This is a genomic window from Bacillus sp. ISL-47, assembly GCF_018613175.1.
In the GTDB taxonomy this organism is placed as follows: Bacteria; Bacillota; Bacilli; order Bacillales; family Cytobacillaceae; genus Cytobacillus.
The window spans coordinates 62,280-85,256 of sequence record NZ_JAGGQS010000045.1 but is presented as its reverse complement, the minus strand read 5'-3'; the positions used below and the strand labels follow the sequence as shown (position 1 = coordinate 85,256).

At 40.8% G+C, this 22,977-nt stretch carries 23 protein-coding genes; 5 read left to right on the top strand and 18 right to left on the bottom strand.

Translation table 11 applies throughout. The features are described from left to right. Positions 1-54: 54 nt before the first annotated feature. Positions 55-492: a YndM family protein gene (locus J7I93_RS15195; RefSeq protein WP_214726705.1), complete on the bottom strand. Its 438-nt coding sequence runs from the start codon at positions 490-492 to the stop codon at positions 55-57. A 206-nt stretch (positions 493-698) separates the two neighbouring features. Between J7I93_RS15195 and J7I93_RS15190 the strand changes: the two genes are divergently transcribed. Further along, positions 699-1,223 (top strand): ribonuclease H-like YkuK family protein, encoded by a 525-nt coding sequence (locus tag J7I93_RS15190; protein WP_214726704.1) that lies wholly within the window; start codon positions 699-701, stop codon positions 1,221-1,223. Positions 1,224-1,280: 57 nt separating this feature from the next. Here the strand turns inward: J7I93_RS15190 and J7I93_RS15185 are convergent, their stop codons facing one another. From J7I93_RS15185 to J7I93_RS15175, 3 genes are all read right to left on the bottom strand, one after another. After that, a complete protein-coding gene (locus tag J7I93_RS15185; RefSeq protein ID WP_214726703.1) occupies positions 1,281-1,742 on the bottom strand; it encodes an SRPBCC family protein in 462 nt (153 codons plus the stop codon). Positions 1,743-1,828: 86 nt separating this feature from the next. Further along, positions 1,829-2,821: an LLM class flavin-dependent oxidoreductase gene (locus tag J7I93_RS15180; protein WP_214726702.1), complete on the bottom strand. Its 993-nt coding sequence runs from the start codon at positions 2,819-2,821 to the stop codon at positions 1,829-1,831. Between the two features lie 21 nt (positions 2,822-2,842). After that, positions 2,843-3,046, bottom strand: a complete 204-nt coding sequence (locus J7I93_RS15175; RefSeq protein WP_214726701.1) for a hypothetical protein — start codon at positions 3,044-3,046, stop codon at positions 2,843-2,845. A gap of 479 nt (positions 3,047-3,525) precedes the next feature. Between J7I93_RS15175 and J7I93_RS15170 the strand changes: the two genes are divergently transcribed. Next, a complete protein-coding gene (locus tag J7I93_RS15170; protein WP_214726700.1) occupies positions 3,526-4,659 on the top strand; it encodes a zinc-dependent alcohol dehydrogenase in 1,134 nt (377 codons plus the stop codon). Positions 4,660-4,694: 35 nt separating this feature from the next. On the opposite strand, the gene J7I93_RS15165 is transcribed toward J7I93_RS15170, so the two are convergent. Continuing rightward, the gene (locus J7I93_RS15165; protein WP_251025856.1) at positions 4,695-5,564 is read right to left on the bottom strand and encodes a deoxyribonuclease IV; all 870 of its coding nucleotides are present in this window, start codon (positions 5,562-5,564) and stop codon (positions 4,695-4,697) included. Between the two features lie 11 nt (positions 5,565-5,575). After that, complete coding sequence (locus J7I93_RS15160) at positions 5,576-8,152, bottom strand: DEAD/DEAH box helicase (protein ID WP_214726699.1); 2,577 nt, start codon at positions 8,150-8,152, stop codon at positions 5,576-5,578. A gap of 211 nt (positions 8,153-8,363) precedes the next feature. Between J7I93_RS15160 and J7I93_RS15155 the strand changes: the two genes are divergently transcribed. After that, positions 8,364-8,897: a YceI family protein gene (locus tag J7I93_RS15155; RefSeq protein ID WP_214726698.1), complete on the top strand. Its 534-nt coding sequence runs from the start codon at positions 8,364-8,366 to the stop codon at positions 8,895-8,897. Positions 8,898-8,944: 47 nt separating this feature from the next. Here the strand turns inward: J7I93_RS15155 and dacB are convergent, their stop codons facing one another. Beyond that, entirely contained in the window at positions 8,945-10,429 is a 1,485-nt protein-coding gene (gene dacB, locus J7I93_RS15150) for a D-alanyl-D-alanine carboxypeptidase/D-alanyl-D-alanine endopeptidase (protein ID WP_214726697.1), read from the bottom strand. Between the two features lie 262 nt (positions 10,430-10,691). Between dacB and J7I93_RS15145 the strand changes: the two genes are divergently transcribed. Next, positions 10,692-10,949 (top strand): YpbS family protein, encoded by a 258-nt coding sequence (locus tag J7I93_RS15145; protein WP_214726696.1) that lies wholly within the window; start codon positions 10,692-10,694, stop codon positions 10,947-10,949. Between the two features lie 61 nt (positions 10,950-11,010). On the opposite strand, the gene J7I93_RS15140 is transcribed toward J7I93_RS15145, so the two are convergent. The 6 genes from J7I93_RS15140 to J7I93_RS15115 form a co-directional block, all read right to left on the bottom strand. Beyond that, positions 11,011-11,331, bottom strand: a complete 321-nt coding sequence (locus J7I93_RS15140) for an MGMT family protein (protein ID WP_214726695.1) — start codon at positions 11,329-11,331, stop codon at positions 11,011-11,013. Positions 11,332-11,404: 73 nt separating this feature from the next. Continuing rightward, entirely contained in the window at positions 11,405-12,217 is an 813-nt protein-coding gene (locus J7I93_RS15135; RefSeq protein WP_214726694.1) for an endonuclease I family protein, read from the bottom strand. Next, positions 12,214-13,179, bottom strand: coding sequence for a S8 family peptidase (locus tag J7I93_RS15130; protein ID WP_214726693.1), 966 nt, complete (start codon positions 13,177-13,179; stop codon positions 12,214-12,216). The genes J7I93_RS15135 and J7I93_RS15130 overlap by 4 nt, the downstream gene beginning before the upstream one ends. Before the next feature lie 358 nt (positions 13,180-13,537). Beyond that, on the bottom strand, positions 13,538-14,050 hold the full coding sequence (mug, locus tag J7I93_RS15125; RefSeq protein WP_214726692.1) for a G/U mismatch-specific DNA glycosylase: 513 nt from the start codon (positions 14,048-14,050) through the stop codon (positions 13,538-13,540). Positions 14,051-14,196: 146 nt separating this feature from the next. Then, positions 14,197-14,388 carry a YbxH family protein gene (locus J7I93_RS15120; RefSeq protein WP_214726691.1) on the bottom strand — a complete coding sequence of 64 codons (192 nt, stop codon included), beginning with the start codon at positions 14,386-14,388 and terminating at the stop codon, positions 14,197-14,199. Between the two features lie 111 nt (positions 14,389-14,499). Beyond that, positions 14,500-14,937: a peptidylprolyl isomerase gene (locus J7I93_RS15115; protein ID WP_214726690.1), complete on the bottom strand. Its 438-nt coding sequence runs from the start codon at positions 14,935-14,937 to the stop codon at positions 14,500-14,502. Positions 14,938-15,113: 176 nt separating this feature from the next. Here J7I93_RS15115 and J7I93_RS15110 point away from each other — a divergent pair, with 176 nt between their 5' ends. After that, the gene (locus tag J7I93_RS15110; RefSeq protein WP_214726689.1) at positions 15,114-15,770 is read left to right on the top strand and encodes an MtnX-like HAD-IB family phosphatase; all 657 of its coding nucleotides are present in this window, start codon (positions 15,114-15,116) and stop codon (positions 15,768-15,770) included. 384 nt (positions 15,771-16,154) lie between these two features. Here J7I93_RS15110 and J7I93_RS15105 read toward each other — a convergent pair whose 3' ends face one another. The 5 genes from J7I93_RS15105 to J7I93_RS15085 all read right to left on the bottom strand — a co-directional run bounded on the left by J7I93_RS15105 (position 16,155) and on the right by J7I93_RS15085 (position 22,864). After that, positions 16,155-16,673 (bottom strand): HD domain-containing protein, encoded by a 519-nt coding sequence (locus J7I93_RS15105; protein ID WP_214726688.1) that lies wholly within the window; start codon positions 16,671-16,673, stop codon positions 16,155-16,157. A gap of 38 nt (positions 16,674-16,711) precedes the next feature. Further along, a complete protein-coding gene (locus J7I93_RS15100) occupies positions 16,712-16,906 on the bottom strand; it encodes a hypothetical protein (protein WP_214726687.1) in 195 nt (64 codons plus the stop codon). Between the two features lie 175 nt (positions 16,907-17,081). Continuing rightward, positions 17,082-19,160: a transglycosylase domain-containing protein gene (locus J7I93_RS15095; RefSeq protein WP_214726686.1), complete on the bottom strand. Its 2,079-nt coding sequence runs from the start codon at positions 19,158-19,160 to the stop codon at positions 17,082-17,084. A gap of 151 nt (positions 19,161-19,311) precedes the next feature. After that, a complete protein-coding gene (locus tag J7I93_RS15090) occupies positions 19,312-20,295 on the bottom strand; it encodes a ring-cleaving dioxygenase (protein ID WP_214726685.1) in 984 nt (327 codons plus the stop codon). 325 nt (positions 20,296-20,620) lie between these two features. Then, positions 20,621-22,864 (bottom strand): DEAD/DEAH box helicase, encoded by a 2,244-nt coding sequence (locus J7I93_RS15085; RefSeq protein WP_214726684.1) that lies wholly within the window; start codon positions 22,862-22,864, stop codon positions 20,621-20,623. Between the last annotated feature and the right edge of the window lie 113 nt (positions 22,865-22,977).

The window sequence follows — 22,977 nt, the reverse complement described above, 5'->3', positions numbered from 1 at the left end:
CTTATTTGGTGTATCTACGAATAGCTGCAAATTTATATAAAGAGATGCTCAAACTCAATCTTTTAATGGATCCTTTTCTTCCCCAAGTTCCATCCCGTAAGCAAGTCTTGGATTCATCGCAGATTCGCTACGCGTTTCCCCCTGGCTGACTTCCATTCTGTTTAACAGATAACGATGGACAAATACTTCAGAAAGAGTGATGATTCCAGCAGCTATAATACTCCCCCATGCAATTTGCAAATAACTGTTCAGCAGGACACTTCCAAAAACCCATACAGCCGCATAAACTAAAAAAAAGTCAGCTATGAGGGCATTCCGGTTCCCCAATCTCGGAAGGATTATTCGGTCACCAAGCATGTAGGACATAACCGTAACCAAAATGCTGAATGAAACGATATCAGCAAAAGTGGCATCGAAAAATACATCAAGGGCAATTGCAAACGCAATCACACTGGATATAAATTTAATGATTAAAATCATCGTATTATTCATCTATTTTCCTCCTTTAAGCTTTAGTTTTTAACACTCTTTCTTTTCCCATTCATAATTCGTTTTTCCATTGGAAAAGCAATTTTCTAAAAAAATAACAACTTGTTCGAAACCTCTCAATATAATGATAGTAGAAAGTTTTTATCTTAAGTAAAAGGTTGTTGAAATCGTGTTATTTCAAAACAAAATACTTAATGTGGTGATAACAGGTGAGTGCTGAATATAATTTTCAAAATCTCCAGGAACGGCAATTGACGTTCGATCAGGTGTTTAACCGTATTTTACTATTTATGAAAAGAAATCCTGATGGAAACTTCCGTTTAATGATTGGAACAGATTCGCAGGTGCATTGCAACCGTACAGTGTTTATTACCGGAATTGTGATTCAAAACGAGAGGAAAGGAGCCTGGGCCTGTATAAGAAAAACTATTATTCCAAGAAAAATGCTGCATCTGCATGAAAGGATTTCATATGAAACCTCTCTCACAGAAGAAGTGGTCTCCCTATTTACAGAGGACCGAAAAGATAGGATGTTTGAGATTGTTCTGCCATATATTTATAAAGGAGGATCCTTTTCGATGGAGGGTCATATGGACATTGGATCCGGCAAAAGAAATAAAACGAGGGAATTTGTGAAGGAAATGGTGTCAAGGATCGAATCTATCGGTTTGGAGCCAAAAATAAAGCCGGAAGCATTCGTTGCCTCAAGCTACGCCAATCGCTATACGAAATAAGTGTTAAAAAAGAACTCAGAAAATGAGTTCTTTTCACTGCCTGATTAAATACTGCTATTAAACGCCTGCATGCTCCTTATATTCCTGTTCCAGCTTTGTGGCAACCGCTTCGGTCAGCTCTGCTGTAATTTCAGGAAGTGATGTATTAAGCAGGGAATTTGCCACTTTAGCCATCATACCTTCTGCCTTAATGTCCAGAGCACCAGTCATCAAGTTTTTATTATTTCGGCCATTGGCTGCAAGAAAATATCCATGCCCGGTAAACTTCTCATTAATCCCGGTTAAATTAAACGTCACCTTAGTTGGCTCTTGCCAGCCGGTGATATCCACTTTTAATTCAATTTTTTTCTTCAGGATCCCCATATCGCTTTTAAAGCTCCAAGTTGATTCTTTGTTATTAAGTACCTCATGTGCGATATATCCAGGTACTAGAGGTGCCCAGTTGTCAATATCACTGACAAAATTCCATATCGCCCCAATTGGTACATTCACTTCCGCCTGATGTGTACAGTTTGGCATATTTACCGCCCCTTTTGAAGTTTTTCATAGTTGGTTTCCCTGAATATGTATTCAAAATAGGCGGGCGAGATTCATCATTTTTTAAATTAACTCAGTACTTCTTTGGCAATAAGTTCGTATGAACGCAGGCGGGCTTCATAACGGTGAACAATGGTTACAATCATGATCTCATCCGCTTGGTACCGGTCCTGCATATCTCTAAGCTCCTGTGCAACTTCGGTGGGATTGCCTATAATTAAGCTGGACTTTTTAGTAAAAGGGTCCTGATTTACATTGAGAAAATAGCTTTTTGCTTCTTCAATCGAAGGGATTCCTTGATTGCCTTCGCCTTTATCTGTTTTCAGCCTCCACAGCATGCTGCTGAGAGCTAGCTCTTTTGCTTCCTCCGCCGTTTCGGCACAAATAGCGGATACTGTTAAAATCACTTTGGGCTTCTGCAGGCTTCCTCTTGCTTTGAAATTTTCCCTGTATTCCCTTATGATTTCTTCTCCATCTTTTTCGCTCATAAATTGGCCAAATGCATAGGCTGCACCGTTCTCGGCAGCCATAACAGCACTTTTGCAGCTGGTTCCCAAAATCCATGGTTCGGGTCTGATTTTTGGAACAGGCGATGCGGAAATCCTTGAAAACATATGATTTTTCGGAAAGTCTTTGTTTAAGAAATGGAGCAGCTCCTTCACTGTTTCGGGCATTTTCCGGACACCTTCCAAAAAATTGTCTGAAAGTGCCATCGTGGCTTCAGCTGATCCGCCTGGTGCCCTGCCGATCCCGAGATCAATTCGATTTGGAAACAAAGTAGCAAGCATATTGAACAATTCCGCAATCTTGTATGGTTTATAGTGCGGGAGTAAGATGGCGCCTGCACCGATACGGATTTTTTCTGTTTTGGAACCAATATAACTTAACATAATCTCTGGAGCGGAGCAGGCTAAACCGGATAAATCATGATGCTCTGCAATCCAATACCTTGTATACCCCAGCCTCTCTCCAGCTTGCGCAAGCCTTGCGGATGCCTCTAAGGCATCCCTTGGTGAATATCCTGAAGAAATAGGTGCCTGATCCAAAATACTTAATTTCAAGGTTTCCCCCTCTTTCAAAAATTAATAATTTCCCGTACCCAGCGGGAATCCTTCCGGGTAGGAAGCATGATCAAACAGCATCACAGGTATTTCTCCATCATAGACGATAGCTGTACTGCTGTATTTTAATCCTCTGGATGCTCCGGCTTCTGCTTCCTGTAAAGTGCTGAAACGGCCGATATGGAGAACGTCAGCGCTTTGGTTATATAGTTTGACAATAAACATTCTTTTTTCCCCTCCTATGTTAAAAATCGAATAATTATTAGCAAACGAGCGAAACTTATATTATTGATGATTATTGTGCCAGTAGGTTTCTTTTCTATATTAAAGGTTCTTTTCGTATAGATTGTTGTTTTTGCTTTGAACTCTGCCTGTTGATTTCAGCAAGAGGCGCTCAGCGAACCACGGGGCTACCGGGAGCCTCCTCGACGCTCTGCGTCTGCGGGGTCTCCCTTGGAACGCTACTCCCGTAGGACGTTGAATAAGCTTCCTCGAATGGACACCGCACGAAGAAAATGCGATAGCATTTTCGCGGGATTAGCGCCTTCCGCTCCAATCAACTTAGTTTATTAAAAATGGTTCGAAAGCAACAAACTTTGCGAAAACAGCGATATTAAAAATTCTTTTACAAGTATAGCAAACCAGAATCCCTTTTTCATTTCATTGAAACTGAATCAGGGCCAACAAAAAATGGAGTGTGGAAAATGAAGGCTGTCACTTATCAGGGTCCTAACCGTGTAGCTGTTACGAATGTAGATGACCCGAAGCTTGAAAAAAAAGATGATATTATCGTTAAAATAACGTCCACGGCGATCTGCGGTTCGGATTTGCACTTATATCAGGGGAATATGCCCCTTCCCGAAGGATATGTTATCGGACATGAACCGATGGGCATTGTCGAAGAAACAGGCCCTGAGGTGACAAAAGTGAAAAAGGGCGACAGAGTTGTTATCCCATTTAATGTATCTTGCGGACAGTGCATTTATTGCCAGCAGGATCAAACCAGCCAATGCGATAATTCCAATCCGCATTATGATTCGGGAGGTTATTTTGGATACACCGAAAAATTTGGAAATCATCCTGGGGGACAGGCAGAATATTTAAAAGTTCCTTTCGGCAATTACACACCATTTCTCGTTCCGGAATCGTGTGAACTTGAGGATGAATCCCTGTTATTTTTATCTGACGTCCTTCCTACTGCCTATTGGAGTGTTGTAAATGCTGGTGTTAAAAAGGGTGATACGGTTATCGTCCTGGGCTGTGGTCCAGTTGGTCTAATGGCTCAAAAATTTGCATGGATGGAAGGCGCCGAGCGGGTCATCGCGGTTGATTATCTCGATTACCGGATCAATCACGCAAAGGCAACGAATAAAGTGGAAGTATATGAGTTCACTAAGTACCCGGATATGGGAGAGCATTTAAAGGAAATAACTCATGGCGGAGCTGATGTTGTCATTGATTGTGTGGGCATGGACGGGAAAAAGTCACCTCTTGAGTTTTTAGAGCAAAAGTTAAAGCTTCAAGGCGGGACCTTGGGACCGATTCAAATTGCGACAAAAGCTGTCAGAAAAACAGGAACAGTCCAAATTACCGGGGTTTATGGTGCAAATTATAATATGTTCCCGCTGGGTGCATTCTTCTCCAGAAACATTACGCTGAAAATGGGACAGGCGCCTGTCATACCATTTATGCCTAAGCTATATGAGAAAATCATAAACAAAGAATTTGATCCGAAGGACATCATCACGCACAAAATTACCTTAGATGAGGCAAGTCATGGGTATAAAATTTTTAATGGACATGAAGATGATTGCATTAAAGTGGTTTTAAAGCCTTGATCATGAAAAGCCTGCTGTTTTGCCAGCAGGCTTTTTCAAATTACATCGGTGCTATTTACCCATTTTTTTATAAGAAGCGCTACCTCATCTGCATGTTTAATTCCTTCATCAGACGGTGTTTCCAGTATAAAAGGCAGCTTTTTAAATGGCTCTGCTTTTACGAACTCATCAAACTGTTTTTCGGTTATATGTCCTGTGTTGAATATATTGGCGTGCCGGTCCTTTCCTGAACCCGCCGGATATTTTGAGTTATTAAAATGAATAGCTTTTAAATGCTCAAAATAGTTCAATTCTTCTCCTTTTTGAAGGAATTCTTCAAGGTTGTCCCCATTCCAAAGGTCGCTTGCAAAGGCATGGCAGGTATCCAGGCAGAAGCCAATTTTGTCAGGGTAATCACATAAGCTGCGGACCTGAACAAGTTCCTCTATGATCGTCCCCATTGTTCCTGGATGGCCGGCAGTGTTTTCAAGCAGGATAAGACACGGCCCATCCCATTGCCTAAGCACTTTATTTAGCATTTCAATCATTAAGTGATAGCCAGCAAGCGGGTCCCTGCTGCTTATAGGACTGCCGAAATGGACGACTACTCCCGCTGAACCGCAGCAGTTAGCTATATCAAGATCATTCAGTAAGGAGTTAATCGTAAGATCTTGTTTCTCCGGATGCGGTGTCAGGCTCGTCGGATATGGTGTATGTGCAATAGAAAAGATCCCGTGCTCTTCGCAAAAATCCCTGCAAAGCCTGGCATCCTCTTGATCAAAATCCTTAACAGTTAAGCTCCTCGGGTTTTTAGGGAAATACTGATAGGCGGAAGCATTCATTTTTTCAGCAGCTTTTGCAGCCCCTAAGTAGCCTTCCCTAATGCTTAAATGGCAGCCAAATAACATTCTACCCCATCCAATCATCCCTGGATTGTTTACCTTCTATAGTAGTTATATCTTTTCCTGGAGCGTGTAGTATGGCACTCATCACAAATTTGAAACTCATGTTCCCAAGGAAGCTTTTTGCCGCATCTTCGGCATTTTCTTGAGAGCTCTTTAATGTCTGTTTTCAGCCTTTCATGGACATGGTCACTTATTTCTTCTCGTAATCTTTCCCAATATAATGCTTCAGTTCTCTGTTCAAGCCGGTAAAGAAACAGAAGGTGCAGGCCAATAGCTTTGTATGTGAGTTCCAACTCCTCGAGGTTGCGGTTCTTGATCCGCGGCTCGGGCAGCTCAACACCATCAATTATGGCATACATGGTCTCCTCCCATTGCCGTACAAGATCATTCTCTTTTTTTGAGAACGGGAGATGGAGAAAGCCGTACAGATCCATAATGCCAAGCTTAGCTTCTATTTCAGTTCCGCGAATCCTCTCGTATAGATCTCTTTCCTCTGTCAGAGCCGCTTTTTTGGTGCCTTTAGGGCTTTCAAACTTATCCCATAGCTCAAAAAATGTGCCCAAATCACGATAATACCGTTGAAATCTTTCAAATACAGTATTTGTTGGGGCAATCGCAAAGGTATGGACAGGTTCATCTTCCATTTCAAGCAATGCCTTCATTCTTTTAATATCTTTCGTAAACGAGACCTTCCCGATATTGTATAAACCTTTGCGGCCTGCCCTCCCTGCAATTTGCTTAACCTCCTGTGATGTAAGCAGCCGCCTCTTTGTGCCGTCAAACTTCTCATTTTCGAGAAAGACGATTCTGCGGATTGGCAGGTTAAGACCCATCCCAATGGCATCAGTTGACACGATCACGGAAGTTTCGCCATTAATAAAGCGCAATACTTGTTTCTTTCTTGTTTCAGGCGGCATGGATCCGTAAATCATACTGACCGAGTGGCCTTCCTGCTGGAGTCTTGAGGCTGTTTCCAGCACTCTTTTCCTGGAAAAACAGATAAGCGCATCTCCTTTTCTCACATTTTTGAACTTAAACTCTTTCGCTTCCACTTCCAGCGGAATATCGCGGCTATATTCATTCAGTTCGATGTCTGCATCGCCAAGCAGCTGGAGCATCATGCTCTTTGCACTTCGGCTGCCGATAATATGCACTTCATTGGCATTTGCTTTTGTGATCGCTTTATACCAAGAAAAGCCGCGATCTTTATCTGTAATCATCTGGGCTTCATCTATAACGATCACATCAAAAAAATCTTTTTCATGAAACATTTCAACCGTGCAGGAGAGATGCTTTGAACCGGATACTAATTTTTCTTCTTCCCCTGTTTTCAAGGAGCAGGGTACTTTATCACGGTTCAGCTTATCATATACTTCCAGAGCAAGCAGTCTAAGCGGGGCCAGGTACATACCGCTGCCTGCCAGCTTCATTCCTTCAAGAGCATGATGGGTCTTGCCTGTATTGGTTTCCCCAATATGAAGAACATAGCGCTTTGCCCGTTCCAGCGAAGGACTGTATTCCTGTCCGAAAACATACTCCAGCATTCGGGCTTCTTCTTCTTTTTGCCGCTGCAGTTCTGCCAGTTCCTCAGCTTTTTTACGCTCTCTTACTTCAAGGTCCTTCTCGAATAACTCTTTATGGACATCTGGGGCAAACGGGATGTCAGCGAGCTTTAGCAGATCTTCAACATATTCTTCCTGAATACTTTCAAAAAAGCTCTCATTGATATCGTGAAGAGTATGGGTAATCAGCTTTTTAACCGCCTTCCCAGTCAAAGGCTTGCCGTAAGCTTCTTCATACTCCTCAAATAATTCATGTGGAAGGTTTTGCAGGACAAGGGTTTGCAGGGTTTCAGAAAGATATCCGGAAATATTGTTCTTATACACATAGTAATAGGTTTCGTATTCAAAATAGCCCTGGCCCCAGTGCAAGGTTTTATGGATATTTCCAGTCAGTTCAGCAAGGAAGTCAGCCATAGCTCTATACTCGTCGGAATTAAAGCCTCCAGCTTCCTCTAGCTTTTCTTCCAGTGCAAAGGTATCGACCTGGGAGTATCTTATTTTGTTTTTAAAATCCGATGCCAATTGCTTGGCTGTCATATGTCTTATATATAAATAAAGAAGACTATACTCCTGTTCCATGATCTCATCAATTTTCTCTTCAATCGTTTCGCGGATGACATATTTTTTTCGCTGCAGCCTCTCTTCTTCAGCTTTTTGAAGATAGTGGGCTCGAGCATTCTTATAGCGGTCTTCCCATTCCTCATCTTTGCTTTCGAACCGATCATTAAGCCATTCTGAGGTATTAAACGGCTGATAATCCCTCATCTCAGTTCTAAATATATGATTGATCAATTTCCTGTCCACATTCTCTGTTTCATATCCTTTGTCGCTTAAGTACTTCTTTTTTTCGTGCTTTGAAATTTTAGTTGTAATTTTATTCAGCCAGACATTCACCCAAATTTGGTCGATATAATGGAACCTTTCAGATAGGTATTCCTTATAAGTCGGCATGGCCTCTTTACTCCCAAGATAGCGGTCGACATCTTCAAGTATTTTTATTTTCGTGTGCTCTGCAGCATTATTATAAGTTTGTTCAAGTTGATTCATATTCCGTTCCCCTTTAAGCACCACAATTAGTTTGTGCTGTGATCATTATGTATTAGGTTATGTATCCTAAGGAAAAATTAAGTAGTCTTCATTTTACCATCTTTTGAAAAAATATCATTGACAGAAAACTGAAACGGTCATATACTTTATCTAGAATTAAAATATCTTGAATTCAAAACAATCGAATTCAAAACAAATGGAGGATGAAATAATGGCAAAAACAAAATGGGCTGTTGATCCAGCACACAGCAGTGTTGATTTTTCAATCAAACATATGATGATCGCAAACGTGAAAGGAAGCTTTAATAGCTTTGATGCAGAAATCGAAGCAGATCCTGCGGACTTAACAACAGCGGACATTCAATTTAATGTAGATCTTTCAAGTATTGACACACGGAATGAAGACCGTGATAACCATCTGCGTTCAGCTGACTTCTTTGATATTGAAAAACACCCTAAAATGACGTTCAAATCAACAGGCATCTCAAGCAAAGGTGACGATGAGTATGATGTAACAGGAGATCTAACGATTCATGGAGTAACAAGACCTGAAACGTTCACGGTTACTTATGAGGGTTCTGGAAAAGATCCGTGGGGAAATGAAAAAGTGGGATTCAGTGCAGCGGGCGTAATTAAGCGCAGCGACTACGGCTTAACATGGAACTCTGCCCTTGAAACTGGCGGTGTCCTTGTTGGCGATAAAGTGAAAATTGATCTGCAAATTCAGGCTGCCAAAGCTGAATAAGAAAAAGGGCAGGAATCCGAAATGGAGACCTGCCCTTTTAGTTTGCTCTATTGGTCAGCTAGTAATTTGGCAATTTTGTCTTCAATCAATTTTCCTCGTGAACCATCCGTTAAGTTATTTAGTACAATTGAGAAGATTAGCTCTTTTCCGGTAGTTGTTGTGACATACCCTGATAATGAACTGACTGTCGAGATTGAACCGGTTTTTGCTTTAACATTTCCAACAGCATTGGAGTTTTTCATTCGATTTCGAAGAGTTCCCCCCTCCATGCGGTTTGTGTTTCCGGCAATCGGCAGGGAATTTAAATAGAATGGGAACCATTCTTTACCTTGTATTTCAAAAAGCAGCTTTGAAATCTCATTTGCCGGAATTAAGTTTACATGTGAAATTCCTGATCCATCACGAAGTACTAGAGTTTTTTCATTCATGCCAAATTCTTTAACTTTATCTTCTAAAACCTCAAGCCCCTTCTCCCAGCTGCCTTCCCCTTTTTCGATTTTACCCATTTCCTTGATGAGTGTCTCGGCATGTCCATTGTTGCTTAATTTCATAAAAGGAATAAGCAATTCTGAAAGCGGCATGGATTGATGCTCTGCAAGAACCTTGGCACCTGCAGGCGAAGATGAAGCAATAATCTTCCCCTGCAGCTTGATGTCTTGTTCGGCAAGGGATCGTTTAAAGAGATCCAGTGCATAGCCAGCAGGCTCCCAAACAGCAATCCATTCCCTGGAACGGCTTCCGTCAACCGGGATTTCTCCTTCAATGGTTACAGTGTTAGTACCGTGGTCACGTTCGATGCTGATATCTTTATTCTCGCCTTTTGCAACGGTTTTTGCTTTGTTTACAATTTTTATGTAATCCGTTTCCGGCACCATCTTAACAACTGGCTCATGTCCTGCATTTTCTCCAGGGTACACCTCTACAATCACAGTTCCTGCATCATAATCTTCGTTCGGAGAGGCAGTCAATGCTGAAACCTGTGCACCGTAATACCAGGATTCATCGCTCCAGGATAGGTCTGTTGAATAGCGCTCATCATCGTACCACGTGTCATCACCGATCAGGTTACCATGAATCACTTTAATGCCTGCTTCCTTCACCTTTGCTGCAAAAGCATCAAAGTCCGCTTTTAAAAGAGTAGGATCTCCTTTTCCTTTTAAGATCAGATCACCTTGCAGAGTCTGCCCGTTCAGCGAGCCTGTATGAAGAAGTTCTGTTTTGAACTTATAATTATCACCCAAAGTATCCAAAGCTGCAGCAGCAGTCAGAAGCTTCATATTGGAAGCTGGCCGTAAGCGTATATCTCCTATATGGTCATAAATCAATTCTCCTGTTTCTGCATTGCGGATACTGACCCCGGCCAGTGCTCCCTGTAAAATGGGGTCATTGTTAAGGATGTGGTTTAGCTGCTGAACTAAATCGCTTCCTTCTTCCGTTGCCTTTACCTGAGGAGACTCTGTTTGGGAAAAAGGAACAAATGCGAGCACAAGAATCAACAACATGCTAATACCCATTTTCAGTGTTTTTTTCATATGTATAATCCACCTTTCATTTCTAGTTCCTAACCTTTTCTTTTTTGAAAGGTGAGTTCCCTTTATTTCCATTATAAGGAAAAAGATTCATTTTTCATCTCTTCACTATTTTATTCTCCTCTTTGGAAGTTATGAGGACTGGCTCTTCATACCCAGATTTTTTTAAGTGAATTTATTATTGTTATTTAAGATAATTAATCTTAAAATATTTTTATAAAAAATGGTATGATAGCAATAAGTGAATTTTTTAAGGGGTGGAAAAATGAGTGTACATAAAGCAATATCAGAACATGTTGGCAAACAAAATAAAATCATAACAAGCTTCGCAGCTCTTGATCAGGAACGTGAAAATTATATTGAACAAGCTTTGGATAACTGCAGAAAAGGATTGCCTTTTTCTGCGGATAAGATAAATGAAGTAACCGCGAGGATTAATGAATTATCTAAACAGGGCATTGTACCTGCCAGGAAGTTGGTAACAATTGAAATGATTAAGGAATTTGCATCAAGATCAAAATAGGTATTTCTAATTAGTGGAAACCCTGTATTTATTTGGAATATACAGGGTTTTTATTGAGCGATTACGAATGGTGGTAAAAAGGGTCATATAGATACTCCTGCAAATCCAGTATTCCTTTTGTAGATACATAAATTTCTTCTTTTTCAAGCAGTTCTCTTTGAAGGTTAAAAGAAAGGTCATCTTTAAAGCCTATTTCCCCTTTCCCGTTTACAACCCGATGCCAGGGTAGCTGATGCTTTTCACTTAGGGAGTGAAGGATTCGGACTACCTGCCTTGCACCCCGCGGACTGCCGGCAAGTTTGGCAATTTGTCCATAGGTCATAACTTTTCCGGAAGGGATGTTTTGAATAATCTTAATAGCTTTTATGGTAAACGGCTGCATATCAAGGCTCCTCTAACTAGTTGTTTATAGCAATATTATAAACAAAAAACCGCCTGAATTCAGGCGGTTTCACTTATAAGCCGAGCATTTCCTTTGCACGTTCAGGATAATCAATAAAGGGATTGCGGTTCCCCTGCAGATCCTGGATTGCAGTGTTTCTGTGCTTTTCATATAAAGTCACAGGATTTTCTTCATGCCATTTCAGCAAAAGATGCAGATCCATTTTGGTTTCCATCCTGATCACTTTTGTATATCTTACTGCAAAATAGAATACTGCTCTTGCTGCGACCCCTTTTCCATATTCAGGTTCAAACTTCTCATTTTCTGCCATCCCGCAGCCGTTTCTAATTTTCACAGCTTGGAATTCAGGAACATATGACTCAAAATCATAGTATGGAAAATTGCTTCTCATACTATTGCAAGCCGGTTCACAAGCAAAAAGATGATGAAGATCCCCTCTCATTGGCTCTTTCCCTCCAAACCAGGATTGGGGCACAACATGCTCCGTATTAAAAATGACCCTTTCGCTGGAGGTAAAGCCTTCTTCCTGAATCATTTGCAAGAGCTTTAAATCCTGATCAATTGTTTTGAGTGGGTCGAGTCCAGTGCCAGAGTATAGGCTCTTAAGCTTACGGTTCTCCTGCAAATCAACCCAAGGATATACATATTGATGCGGTGAATAATCCAATTGCTGGGTGTGCGTACTTTCAAGCAGCGAATGGAGTTGTACTGCAATATTTTCTTTTTCAAAATCCACCTTGCTGTAGTATGCCTCTTGCTTTTTTAAATCCAGCTCTGAATCATAATAAGTTTCATTTTGAACACTATCAATATATTTCGTTTGAGCCGTCATCCATGCCTCGGAAATGCTGTTCACTTTAATCATATTGCATTCATTACCATAGTTTTAAAGTTTTGGTCAAATATGCCGGCCAAATGCTCAGGAACTGTTAGATAGACGAGCCCGTTCCCTTCAAGCTTTGGTGAATTGCCCAGCGGAACAGTCCGCCTGATTAATTGTGCATACAGCTCAGGTTCTGAAAGTTTTCTTTCGAACTGCCTGTTTGCATAATCTTTAATCAATGCCAGTGCACCGGAGACATGAGGAGCTGCCATGGAGGTGCCGCTAAGTGTAGCATATTTTCCATTTAAATAGGTTGATAGGATACCTTCACCTGGTGCAACGCAATCAATTTCGTTATGGGAATTTGTAAATTCAGATGAGTCTCTTTCAAGGCTAATCGCTCCAACGCTAATAACCTCATTGTAGCAGCCAGGATAAGCAAACTCATCAGTTGAATCATCCCCATCGCCTTCATTGCCTGCAGCGCAAACAACAAGGATATTCTTCTTGACTGCAGCTTTTATGGCATTATACAGCTCAGGTACATCAGCCGGGCCGCCAAGGGACATCGAGATAACATCCGCATTTTGCTCGATTGCATAATGAATGCCATTGATAATCCACTCATATTGTCCGGATCCATTTTTGTTTAAAACCTTTACAATCAGGAGTTCTGCCTCCGGGGCTACTCCGATTACACCTGCATCATTTTCCTGCGCTGCAATTGTACCGGCAACATGAGTGCCGTGTCCGTTATAGTCTGTAAAAATATCAGGGTTGCTGCTATCATCGTCTGTAAAATTGCGGCCGCCAACAATACGATCCTTTAAATCTGGATGATTTACATCACAGCCTGTATCCAGGACAGCAACTTTAATGCCTTTTCCTTTGGTTTCGTTCCAAATCTTTGGCGCCTGAATTAATTCAACACCTTTTGGCACTTCTTTAACTTCCTCTTCCTGCTGGATCACCTTATAAGGAATAACGCGAACATATTGCTCCATTTCTTTCCCTCCTTAAGAGATTAAATTGAAGCTGGTTCTAGCTGTTATAACCATTTTAACAATTCTGAATCTTTTTTGACAGTATCGTTCGTAGGGAATTTACTAGACTTGGGTGAGAAAAAAGGAAGAATTTGTGCTATTTGCACTAGGTTAGGGAGTTTAGATAAAATTACTTCGCCTTAATTCATTTTGGAGCTGGTTATAAAAAGGGACAACTTAAAAATGCCTGATTGGCTTGGGAAATGACCGTTAATCGAAAGGAATAAAGCCCAAAATGACAGCTTGCCACGATTCTATATTTACGGGCTGAAAAATGGTTATAATCAGAATAAATACATTATAACTAATATAACAAATCTCACTTTATGGACCTTATTAGCTTAGGAATCTCAGCATAAATTTGAACAATTTCATCAACCTTCATTCTGACTAGTCCTGAGGATGATGGAGCGACAAAATCGATGGTGCCTGGCACGACTGATTCGTCCTGGGTTCCCCAGGGAAGCTTTTTTTTTCGGCTGTATTCCTGGTATACACCTTTTCCTACAAAACAAACAACCTTGGGCTTGTATGCACTAATTTTTTTAATCAGCTCTTCTCTTCCTTCTTTATATTCTTCTTTCGTTATTTCATCGGCTGCTTTTGTAGGCCTTGGTACGATATTAGTCATGCCGTAGCCTAATTCCAGCAATTTGTAATCTTCAGTGGGATCGAATTTCGTCGGAGTTAAACCAGATTCATGGAGGATTTTCCAAAAACGGTTATTGGGGTTTGCAAAATGGTGCCCTGTCTCTCCTGAGCGTATGCTTGGGTTAAAGCCGACAAACAGCAAATCAAGGTTTTCCTTTAAATGGTCTTTAATAGGCTCCATAAAATTATCATTCCTTTCATTGGTGCTGATATTGTCTATTGTATCTAAATGATATGGGAACAAAAAATAAAAAGTATTATTCAGATGAATGAAGAGGTACTGCGTCCTGTCATTGACAACGCCAGGACGCAAGTAAAAGAGGAACCTTAAAGTCCGTGATTATTGCAATAAGTATCAACGATTTCTTCAATTTGGTCATTTTCTGGAAACTTGCCAGTAAATTTAAATGAAATCTCTTCTATGAACTTTCCATTCTGATATACATGGATAGCCCCATTTTGGTTGATTACACTGAATTCCGGCTCAAAACGATAGCCGTTTCTTTCAATGGCGCCCATTTTCGTCATCTCCTTGTGTATAAAGCTATCTTTAGTATGAGAAATAACACAATAGGCTATTTGCGGAAAAGAAAAAAAGAGCCATTGCGGCTCTTTTTTGTGTTAAACAAATTATCCTTCTAAGATTTCTACTTTCTCCATAACATCGCCATTACTCATCGCTTTAACTGCTTCCATGCCAGAAGTAACTTTTCCGAAAACAGTGTGAACACCATTTAAATGCGGCTGTGGTTCATGAACGATAAAGAACTGGCTTCCTCCAGTATTACGGCCAGCATGCGCCATTGAAAGGGAACCTTCCTCATGCTTATGAGGGTTGCCTTCTGTTTCGCAGTTGATTGTGTAGCCAGGACCGCCTGTACCTGTTCCATTTGGGCATCCCCCTTGGCTAACAAATCCAGGAATTACACGGTGGAAAGTTAGACCATTATAGAAACCTTCGTTCGCAAGCTTTTTAAAGTTTTCAACAGTGCCTGGAGCTGCTTCCGGGTATAATTCAAATTCTACCTTTTCACCATTTTTCAATACTATGTATCCTTTTTCTGCCATGCTCATTCATCTCCTTATGTGAAAATCAAATTAATAATACCATTAATCTCTTCAGGAATAAAATTAAAAGGCGTATTTTTCTTTGATTGAACATAAAAAAGAAAGGGTATTGCTAATAGAGCACTGATAAACGAATTCATCTTAGCAAGAAATGCAATTACGGGAGGGTTAATAGGATGAAAAAGTGGGCTTTTGTATCTGATTTTGATGGAACCATTTCGAAGAAGGACTTTTATTTAATTATGATGGATAAATATTTCCCAGAAGGCCGTAAGCTTATGCCGAAGTGGAAAGCTGGTGAAATAAAGGATATCGATTTTTTAAATAGAGTCTTTACCTCGATAGACCAGGAGGAAGATCAAATTATTGCGGATATTCTTTCAATTCCCATTGATGAAGAAGTGCCAGAATTTATAAAAACGATCCAGGAAAACGGTGGTGATTTTTATATTTTGAGTGCCGGGACAGATTATTATATTCATCATATTTTAAATAAATATGGAATTAAAGATGTTAAGGTATTTTCCAATGAGGGCTATTATCATGAGAAGAATGTTCATATGAATATAGATAAAAATCACAGGCATTATTCTGAAAGGTATGGTATTGATAAGTCAAAGGTTATTCAGGACCTTAAGAGTAAGTATGAAACGGTGTACTTTATAGGCGACAGTGAACCAGATTCCCACCCTGCTGAGCATGCCGACATCACTTTTGCAAAAAATGGGCTTCAGGATCTTCTTCGCAAAAAGAACGTACCATTTATACCAGTTGAGGAATTTAAAGAAGTTGAAAGATATTTGATGGATAAGGGTTTGCTTTCTAAAGATTAGGGTCCGCTCCAGAGCCTGCTTCCAGCCTGCTCTGGAGTGTGGATGTAATATGTATGCAATCTTTCCGAATTAACTAAATAGCTCAATAAAAAGTATAAGTATAAAAATGATTAGTGCATAAAATGATAGATGCAGAAAGACAGTTGTTAATCCAAATTTAAATTCTTCCACATTAAATGTTTGCTGTTTTCGGCTTCTTGCACGCACTTTACCATCACCTTCCTACTAAAATATCCCCAAAATTTTAACAATTTTGATAATGTTTAATCTCCCTGATAATAGTATTCTGCTTACTATGTGCGCTTCCCTTCTTTCTCAGGCTCGGAAAATAATGAACTGATTTCCTGGGGAAGCGCATAATAAGACAGAATGCTTGTTTATTCTTCATTTTTTCTGCAGAAATTCATCAATTTTTTCATCGAGGATCTGCAGGCTTTTCATTGCCCTATCAAATTCAAGTTCACGATAATGATGTGCCCCTCCTGGTTCTTCATCCTTTTCATCTGCCAATTTGACAATGGATTGCAGCGGAGTCCTCACAACCTCTCCGCCTGGCAGAAAAGAATCTGTATGAAAGAGAATGGCCAAAGCGATTTCTTTGGCTTTTACCGGGTTTTCTCCCAGGCGAATTAAAAGTTTATGTGCACGCTCTGCCCCCTTAATGGCATGTATATCATTTTTCCTGTAGAGTTCATAATCCCATTTTCCATTTTTGTACCAAGTGTAATGACCCATATCATGCATAAAACCGGCCTTTGCAGCAGAGTCGGCATCAACATTTTGATCTTTGGCAAGCTGGAAAGCATGATAGGAAACAGCAATTGCATGAGCGATACCGGAACGAGTGATATATTTTTGGGCTATCCGGTGCTGATAAATATCCGTTAATTTTACATCCCTCACAAAAATCCCTCCAAATACTCCCATAAAAATTCAAACTGCTAAAATCTCTTATTCAGCTTTTTCTGCTTATTCATGACTTCATATGACTTTTCAATAATATCGGTTAGGACGTCTCCTTTATAAATTCTGCCAAGCTTCGTGTTTTCCTGATAGTATTCAACAATTTCATCTAGCATATTTGATGTATCTTTTGATATTCGAACATTAAGCTGTATGCGGGTTTCTCCACTCATAAAAAATTCCTCCTGGTGAAAAATATCTATTTGCTAGCATTTCGCTAGCGGATGCTGTCGAAATGTTAGGGGCTGCTATAAATACTTAGGTTACACTGTTTTTTGGAATTATTCCAGTATAAAGGTTAAAGAAAATTAAAAAGGAGAATAGCGGATACTATTCTCCTTTTTATGATTAATTATTAAATTGGCCCCATTTTTCTTTAAGGAATTTACCGAATTCCTCTAGTTCCTGCTTGCCTTCTTTTAATTTTTCTTTCCATACAGGAAGATCCTCTCTAAGTTTGCCTTCGATCTTTTCTGCTTGTTCTTTAATGGTCTGCTCTATTTCTTCTGTTAACTCTTTCTTGGCCAGCTTTTCATTTACAGATTTAGTAGTGAACTCATCACCATCCATGTATGGAAGGCTTTCTTCCATAATCGCTCTGAACACAGGTACAGCCGTTTCAGAACTGCTTTTTGATAAATAATGCTCCCGGTCAGTTTGGTCATATCCAAGCCAAACTGCTCCTACCAGGTTAGGGGTATAGCCCACGAACCATTGGTCCTTTGTTCCGTTAATGTCGTTGTATGGGAGCTGGGTTGAACCAGTTTTGCCGGCAATCTGGAACCCTTCCATTTTTGTCGCGCTTCCTGTGCCTGATTCAACTACATTGAGGAGCATGGAAGTCATTTGGTTTGATACAGTTTTGCTCGTCACCTTAACCGTTTTTTTGTCTCTTTCAGCAATTATCGTTCCTGTCGGTCCGACTATTTTAGTAATCAAGTGTGCATTATGCCTTTTTCCGCCATTGGGAAAAGTGGAATACGCCTCTGCAAGTTTTAGAGGAGAAATTCCTTTCCGCATTCCGCCGAGTGCGATACCCAAATATTCGTCTTCTTTTTCAAGCGGTATCCCAAATCGGTCAAGGGCATCAAGTCCTTTATCCAATCCAATTTCATTAAGGAGCCAGACAGCTGGAACATTGATTGAATCTTCTACTGCCTTATACATAGACACCTCACCGGAATATTGGCCAGAAGCATTAGCTGGTGTGTAATCTCCATATGTTACAGGTTCATCTTTTAACATAGATGTAGGTGAGTAGCCTTCCTCCAGTGCTGGTGTGTAAACAGCAAGCGGTTTTAAAGTTGATCCTGGCTGGGCTTTAATATGTGTGGCCCTGTTAAAGCCTCTGAAAACATGTTCCCCACGGCCTCCAACAAGCCCTCTGACTCCTCCGGTTTGCGGGTCCATAAGAACTGCGCCGCTTTGGACGATTTCGCCATTCATGCCAGGGGGAAAAATAGAGTCTTTATCATATACTTTTTCCAGGCTTGATTGAAGATTCTGGTCCATTTCCGTAAAAATTTTATATCCTCTTGTGAAAATCTCTTCCTGTGTTAAGCCGAATTGATTAATTGCTTCATCCAGGACAGCATCCACATAGTAAGGATATTTCCTTTCCTGCTTACTCTTTGTGCCTTCCTTCAGCTCTATTTTTTCATTTACTGCATTCTCATACTCCTGCACTGAGATCATTTTATGTTCCTTCATTTTTCCAAGAACAACATTCCTTCTTTCCATCGCCCTTTCATAATGATTATATGGGTCGAGTGCAGAAGGAGATTGCAATAGCCCTGCAAGCAGTGCGCTTTCGCTGATGGTTATTTCCTGAGGTGTTTTGCTAAAATACTTGTTCGCTGCCTGTTCAATTCCCCAGGCGCCGCTGCCAAAATACACCTGATTTAAATACATTTGCAGGATTTCGTCTTTTTTATAATTTTTTTCGATCTCAACTGCAAGGAACAGCTCCTCAGCTTTCCGTTTATATGTTTGCTCAGGTGAAAGCAGGGCATTTTTCGCCAGCTGCTGTGTAATGGTACTGCCTCCGCCGGTAATTCTTCCTGCAAATAGATTGCTGAAAAATGCCCGCGCGATTCCTTTAATATCGAAACCGTTATGCTTATAAAAACGTTCATCTTCAATAGCTACAACAGCATTGCCGACATAATCGGGAAGCTCTTCAATATTAGCACCCTCTGCCCTGTTCGCTGCCAAGTTTGCGGCAGTATCGCCATCTTTATCGTATATGACGGTAGATTGCCTTAAACCTTCTTTAAGGGACTCAACGTTTGCCGTAGCAGCCAGAAATGCGAAAAATAAAATCGTCAAAAGAATGATCGTCAGTAATAAAAGAAGCAGTATTTGTGTTAAATGCTTTTTTCGCCACAACCTTATAAAAGCTTCTTTAAATTTTTGATATTTATCCATGGTGACTCCTTCTTATTCTCTGTTAAGTTTCAACTTGATAGTGTCCTCTTATTATATATTAAACGAACAAACTCTATAAAAAGTTTCAAGATAAAAGGTTTCCTTTATATAGAAAGGGACGAACATTCATGTTCATCCCTCATTTAATATTTTATGGATTATTTGTATTAAGCGGCTTTATTATTGCCTCAATTTGTTCCCGCTGACCTTCAAAGTATGGAGGCAGCGCAAGCTTTTCGCCTAAATGTTCGAAGGTTTCATCTTCTTCAAATCCCGGCCCGTCTGTTGCTAGCTCAAACAGAATCCCGTTCGGTTCGCGGAAGTACACTGATTTGAAATAATATCTTTCTACGAATCCAGAACTCGCGATCCGCCGGTCCTTTAGCTTTTGAGCCCATCTCTTCAATTCTTCTTCATCCTCTACACGGAAGGCAACATGGTGGACACTGCCGCGGCCTGGCCGCTGCTGGCCCAAGTCCGGACGTTCACTTATATGGACCTCTGCCCCGTTTCCGCCCTCGCCTGTTTCGTAGATGTGTACTGTATTTTCTTCATTGAAATCGAGTGTGTATTGTCCCTTTTTCCGGAAATCCATTACCTTTATAAGCATTTCTTCTGTCGGTTCCAAATCGGAGACTGTCAGCATTACCGGTCCAAGCCCTATAATACCATGTTCTTGAGGAACAGGACTTTTACTCCAAGGGTGTCCCCCTTTTACCCCTCTATAATTCTGATCGGAAATAAGGGCCAGGCGCTGGCCTTCGAAATCTTCAAAAAACAGTGCCTTCCTTCCGCCTGCTTCACGGATATCTTCATGGATAACGCGAAGATCTTCTAGCCTTTTATTCCAGTAGTGCAGTGATTCATCTGATGGTACACGCAAAAAGGTACAGGTAATGCTGTCAGTACCGCGATAGGTACGGCCAGCATTTGGTATCTCGAAAAATGTTAAGTCAGTGCCGGGGTTTCCTCTTTCATCCGCATAAAATAAATGGTACATGGAAGTGTCGTCCTGGTTCACTGTCTTTTTTACAAGACGCATTCCAAGTGTTTTTGTATAAAAATCATAGTTTTTTTGGGCATTTGCTGTTATGGCAGACACATGGTGCTGCCCCTTTAGTGGTTTCAGATTCAAATGATCACAACCCCAGTTTTTATTTTAAGGCTCTTTTGCTGAGCATCCTGGAGCGGAAATCAACCACTCCTCACTTCTTGTTTAATAAACAACAAAGCTTGCGAAAACAGCCTTTTTTATATTTTGAATGAACTTCTTAAGGATTGCAATAAAGGGCACTCAGGGTAAAAAAGTCTTGTGTTGTTTAAATATAAGTGTTATATTAATAAAGCGATGAGCTAATTGCATAAGACGACAGACAGCCTTAATTGGCAATGCACTATGTGGAGTGCAGTCGGGTCGCCGCAATACGTATAAAAAGACGCCCCTTTGGGCGTCTTTTTTATTATCTCTGTTTGAATTGTGAAGTAAGATAGGTGCCTGCAATCACAGAATCCAGCCTTGCAGCTACATAAGGCGGTTTTGCTTTTTTATGCGTCTCTGCAGGCATGCCAAGCCATAATATTTGTCCATCAATTAATAAGAATGGAAATGGAAAGCTATGCGGAATTACTTCGTCAGCCTGAATGGCTGGTATGGGATTCTGAGCAAGCAGGACTAGCTTTGTTCTTTTATTTCTTAAAGAAAACGCTTTGCCCCATTCCTCCCCAAGTTTTTTAGGCTCCGGCAGGGAAATAACGATCTCCCTTTGTGCAGACTGAATATCCTCTTTAACTCTGTCCATTTTCCGTGCATGCATCCATTGAAGGCGTGCATGCTGATTTTTGATCCATTTGCCTATTTTATCCGGATGGACTGCCTGTCCGTTTTGCAGCTGATGGTCAGCCAGCCGGTGCCATGTTTTATTCCTGAAAACATGCTTCTGGATAAAGTCCAGGTCACAAATGTGGATGAATTTTCCTTTCGTCCTTGTAATGGCTACGTTTAAAAGCCTCTCGCTTTCTTTCCCGATCAATAGCATTCCGGCTCTTTCATGTGGAAAGGAATCAACCGTATCAAAGATCATTACTTCCCGCTCGCTGCCCTGAAAGCGATGGACAGTTGCAGCAATGATATCCGCTTCTGTCAGTTCATTTTCATACAATTCTCCAAGCAATCCTTCCATTAATCCAGCCTGAGCCCGGTATGGAGTTACATATCCGATCGAACGGCTGCCTCCTAAATAGGACTCGTGAATGAGCTGAAAAGACAGCAGGAGCTCCCACAGATTAATCCTTGAATTCGTGTGCCCGTCTTTAATGCCATATTCCCCTGCACCCTCAGTATTAAGCAGTATGGAGGCTCTGCCGGGAAAAGGTGTGTATGCGGCAATATCAGACCTGGCTGCGAGTACATCCGGATGGTCCCCCACCAGAGAATGGTAAATATGCTTATTGGAAAAAGCAGATATTTCAGGATGCATCCGGCGCTGCTCTTTTAAGAGAAAAAGATGGGGGTGCAAATATCCATCCTTCACTGCATCAGAGACTCCTGAGTGATGAAAAATATCTTCCCTCAACCATTTTTCAGCCATTTTATGGCGTGCGGCAGCAATGGGCGGAAGCTGCTTAAAATCGCCGCATATAATGACTCTTTTCCCTAGAGAGGCTGCAAAGGCTGCCTGTGGAACATAGGCCATGCTGGCTTCATCAAGAATGACTAGGTCAAAACTCTTCTCATAGATAGCCGGATCACTCGCAGCTTTCGCCAACGTGGTTCCTATTACAGATGCACTTTTAATAAACTCTAATTCTTTCTGCCTGATTTTTTCAAGGATTCCTGAAAGTTTCTTCTCGATGTCAATCAGCTGATGGGAGTCTCTTTTGCTGAAAGAACGGGATAAATCATGTTTTAGCAACCGCCGCTCTTCAAATAATGAGTCTTTCCTTTCAGCAAGGTCGGAATGATGTTTTTGTAAAAGGTAGTTTGCAGTCAGTGAAGGATGATTTAATAAAGCGGGCCCAATCTGCGAACCATACCTGAGCAATTCTCCGTCCGGTACTTTCCGTTTATTTGCTGAAAAAGCTGAGATTTCAGCCATCAATACATCTATGGCCTGATTGCTATGAGCAAGGATCAGGACGCTTTGTCCTTTAAAATACTTATTGGCAGCCACACGGGCAAGTGTATAGGTCTTACCCGTTCCTGGAGGTCCCCATACATACGTTACCGGATTATACTTGGAACGTAAAATTAGCTCATGGGTGCTTGTTTTTATTTTATCTGCGGGATGTTTGTCTGGCATGGAAGGGTCCATCATTTTTTTTATTCTGGCTCTTTTCCTTTTGCTCTCCTTGATTTCTTCTAAGCGCTGGTAAAGCTGATCTAATAGCTCCCAAGGATCATGAAGCAAATAGGCCTCAGATAAATCCATCCCAATATCCTCCTCCAAGGCAAGAATTACATTATTGCCTTCCGATGAAAGAATATGGCCCTCAACCTTCTTGCTTCCCCATTCAATTTTCACAGAAGAGCCTGTTGGAACTTTGATGGTTGAAGGTATATCGAAAAAATAAGTATATGAATCCGATTTTGAAAGCAATCGTCCATTTAGCAATAAGTAACGGGTGCTGCCGTATTTTTTTAAATGAATAATTTCAGCCAGGATCGCTTTTTGCCAATCTCTTAGATAAGTGAGTGTTGAAGTCATATTTCTCTTCCTTTGTTTTATTCGATATAAATATTCAATTAGACTAATATATCATTTACATGCCGATATGCAAAAGAAAAGATGGAGGATTACCGCCTCCATCTTTCCCGTTT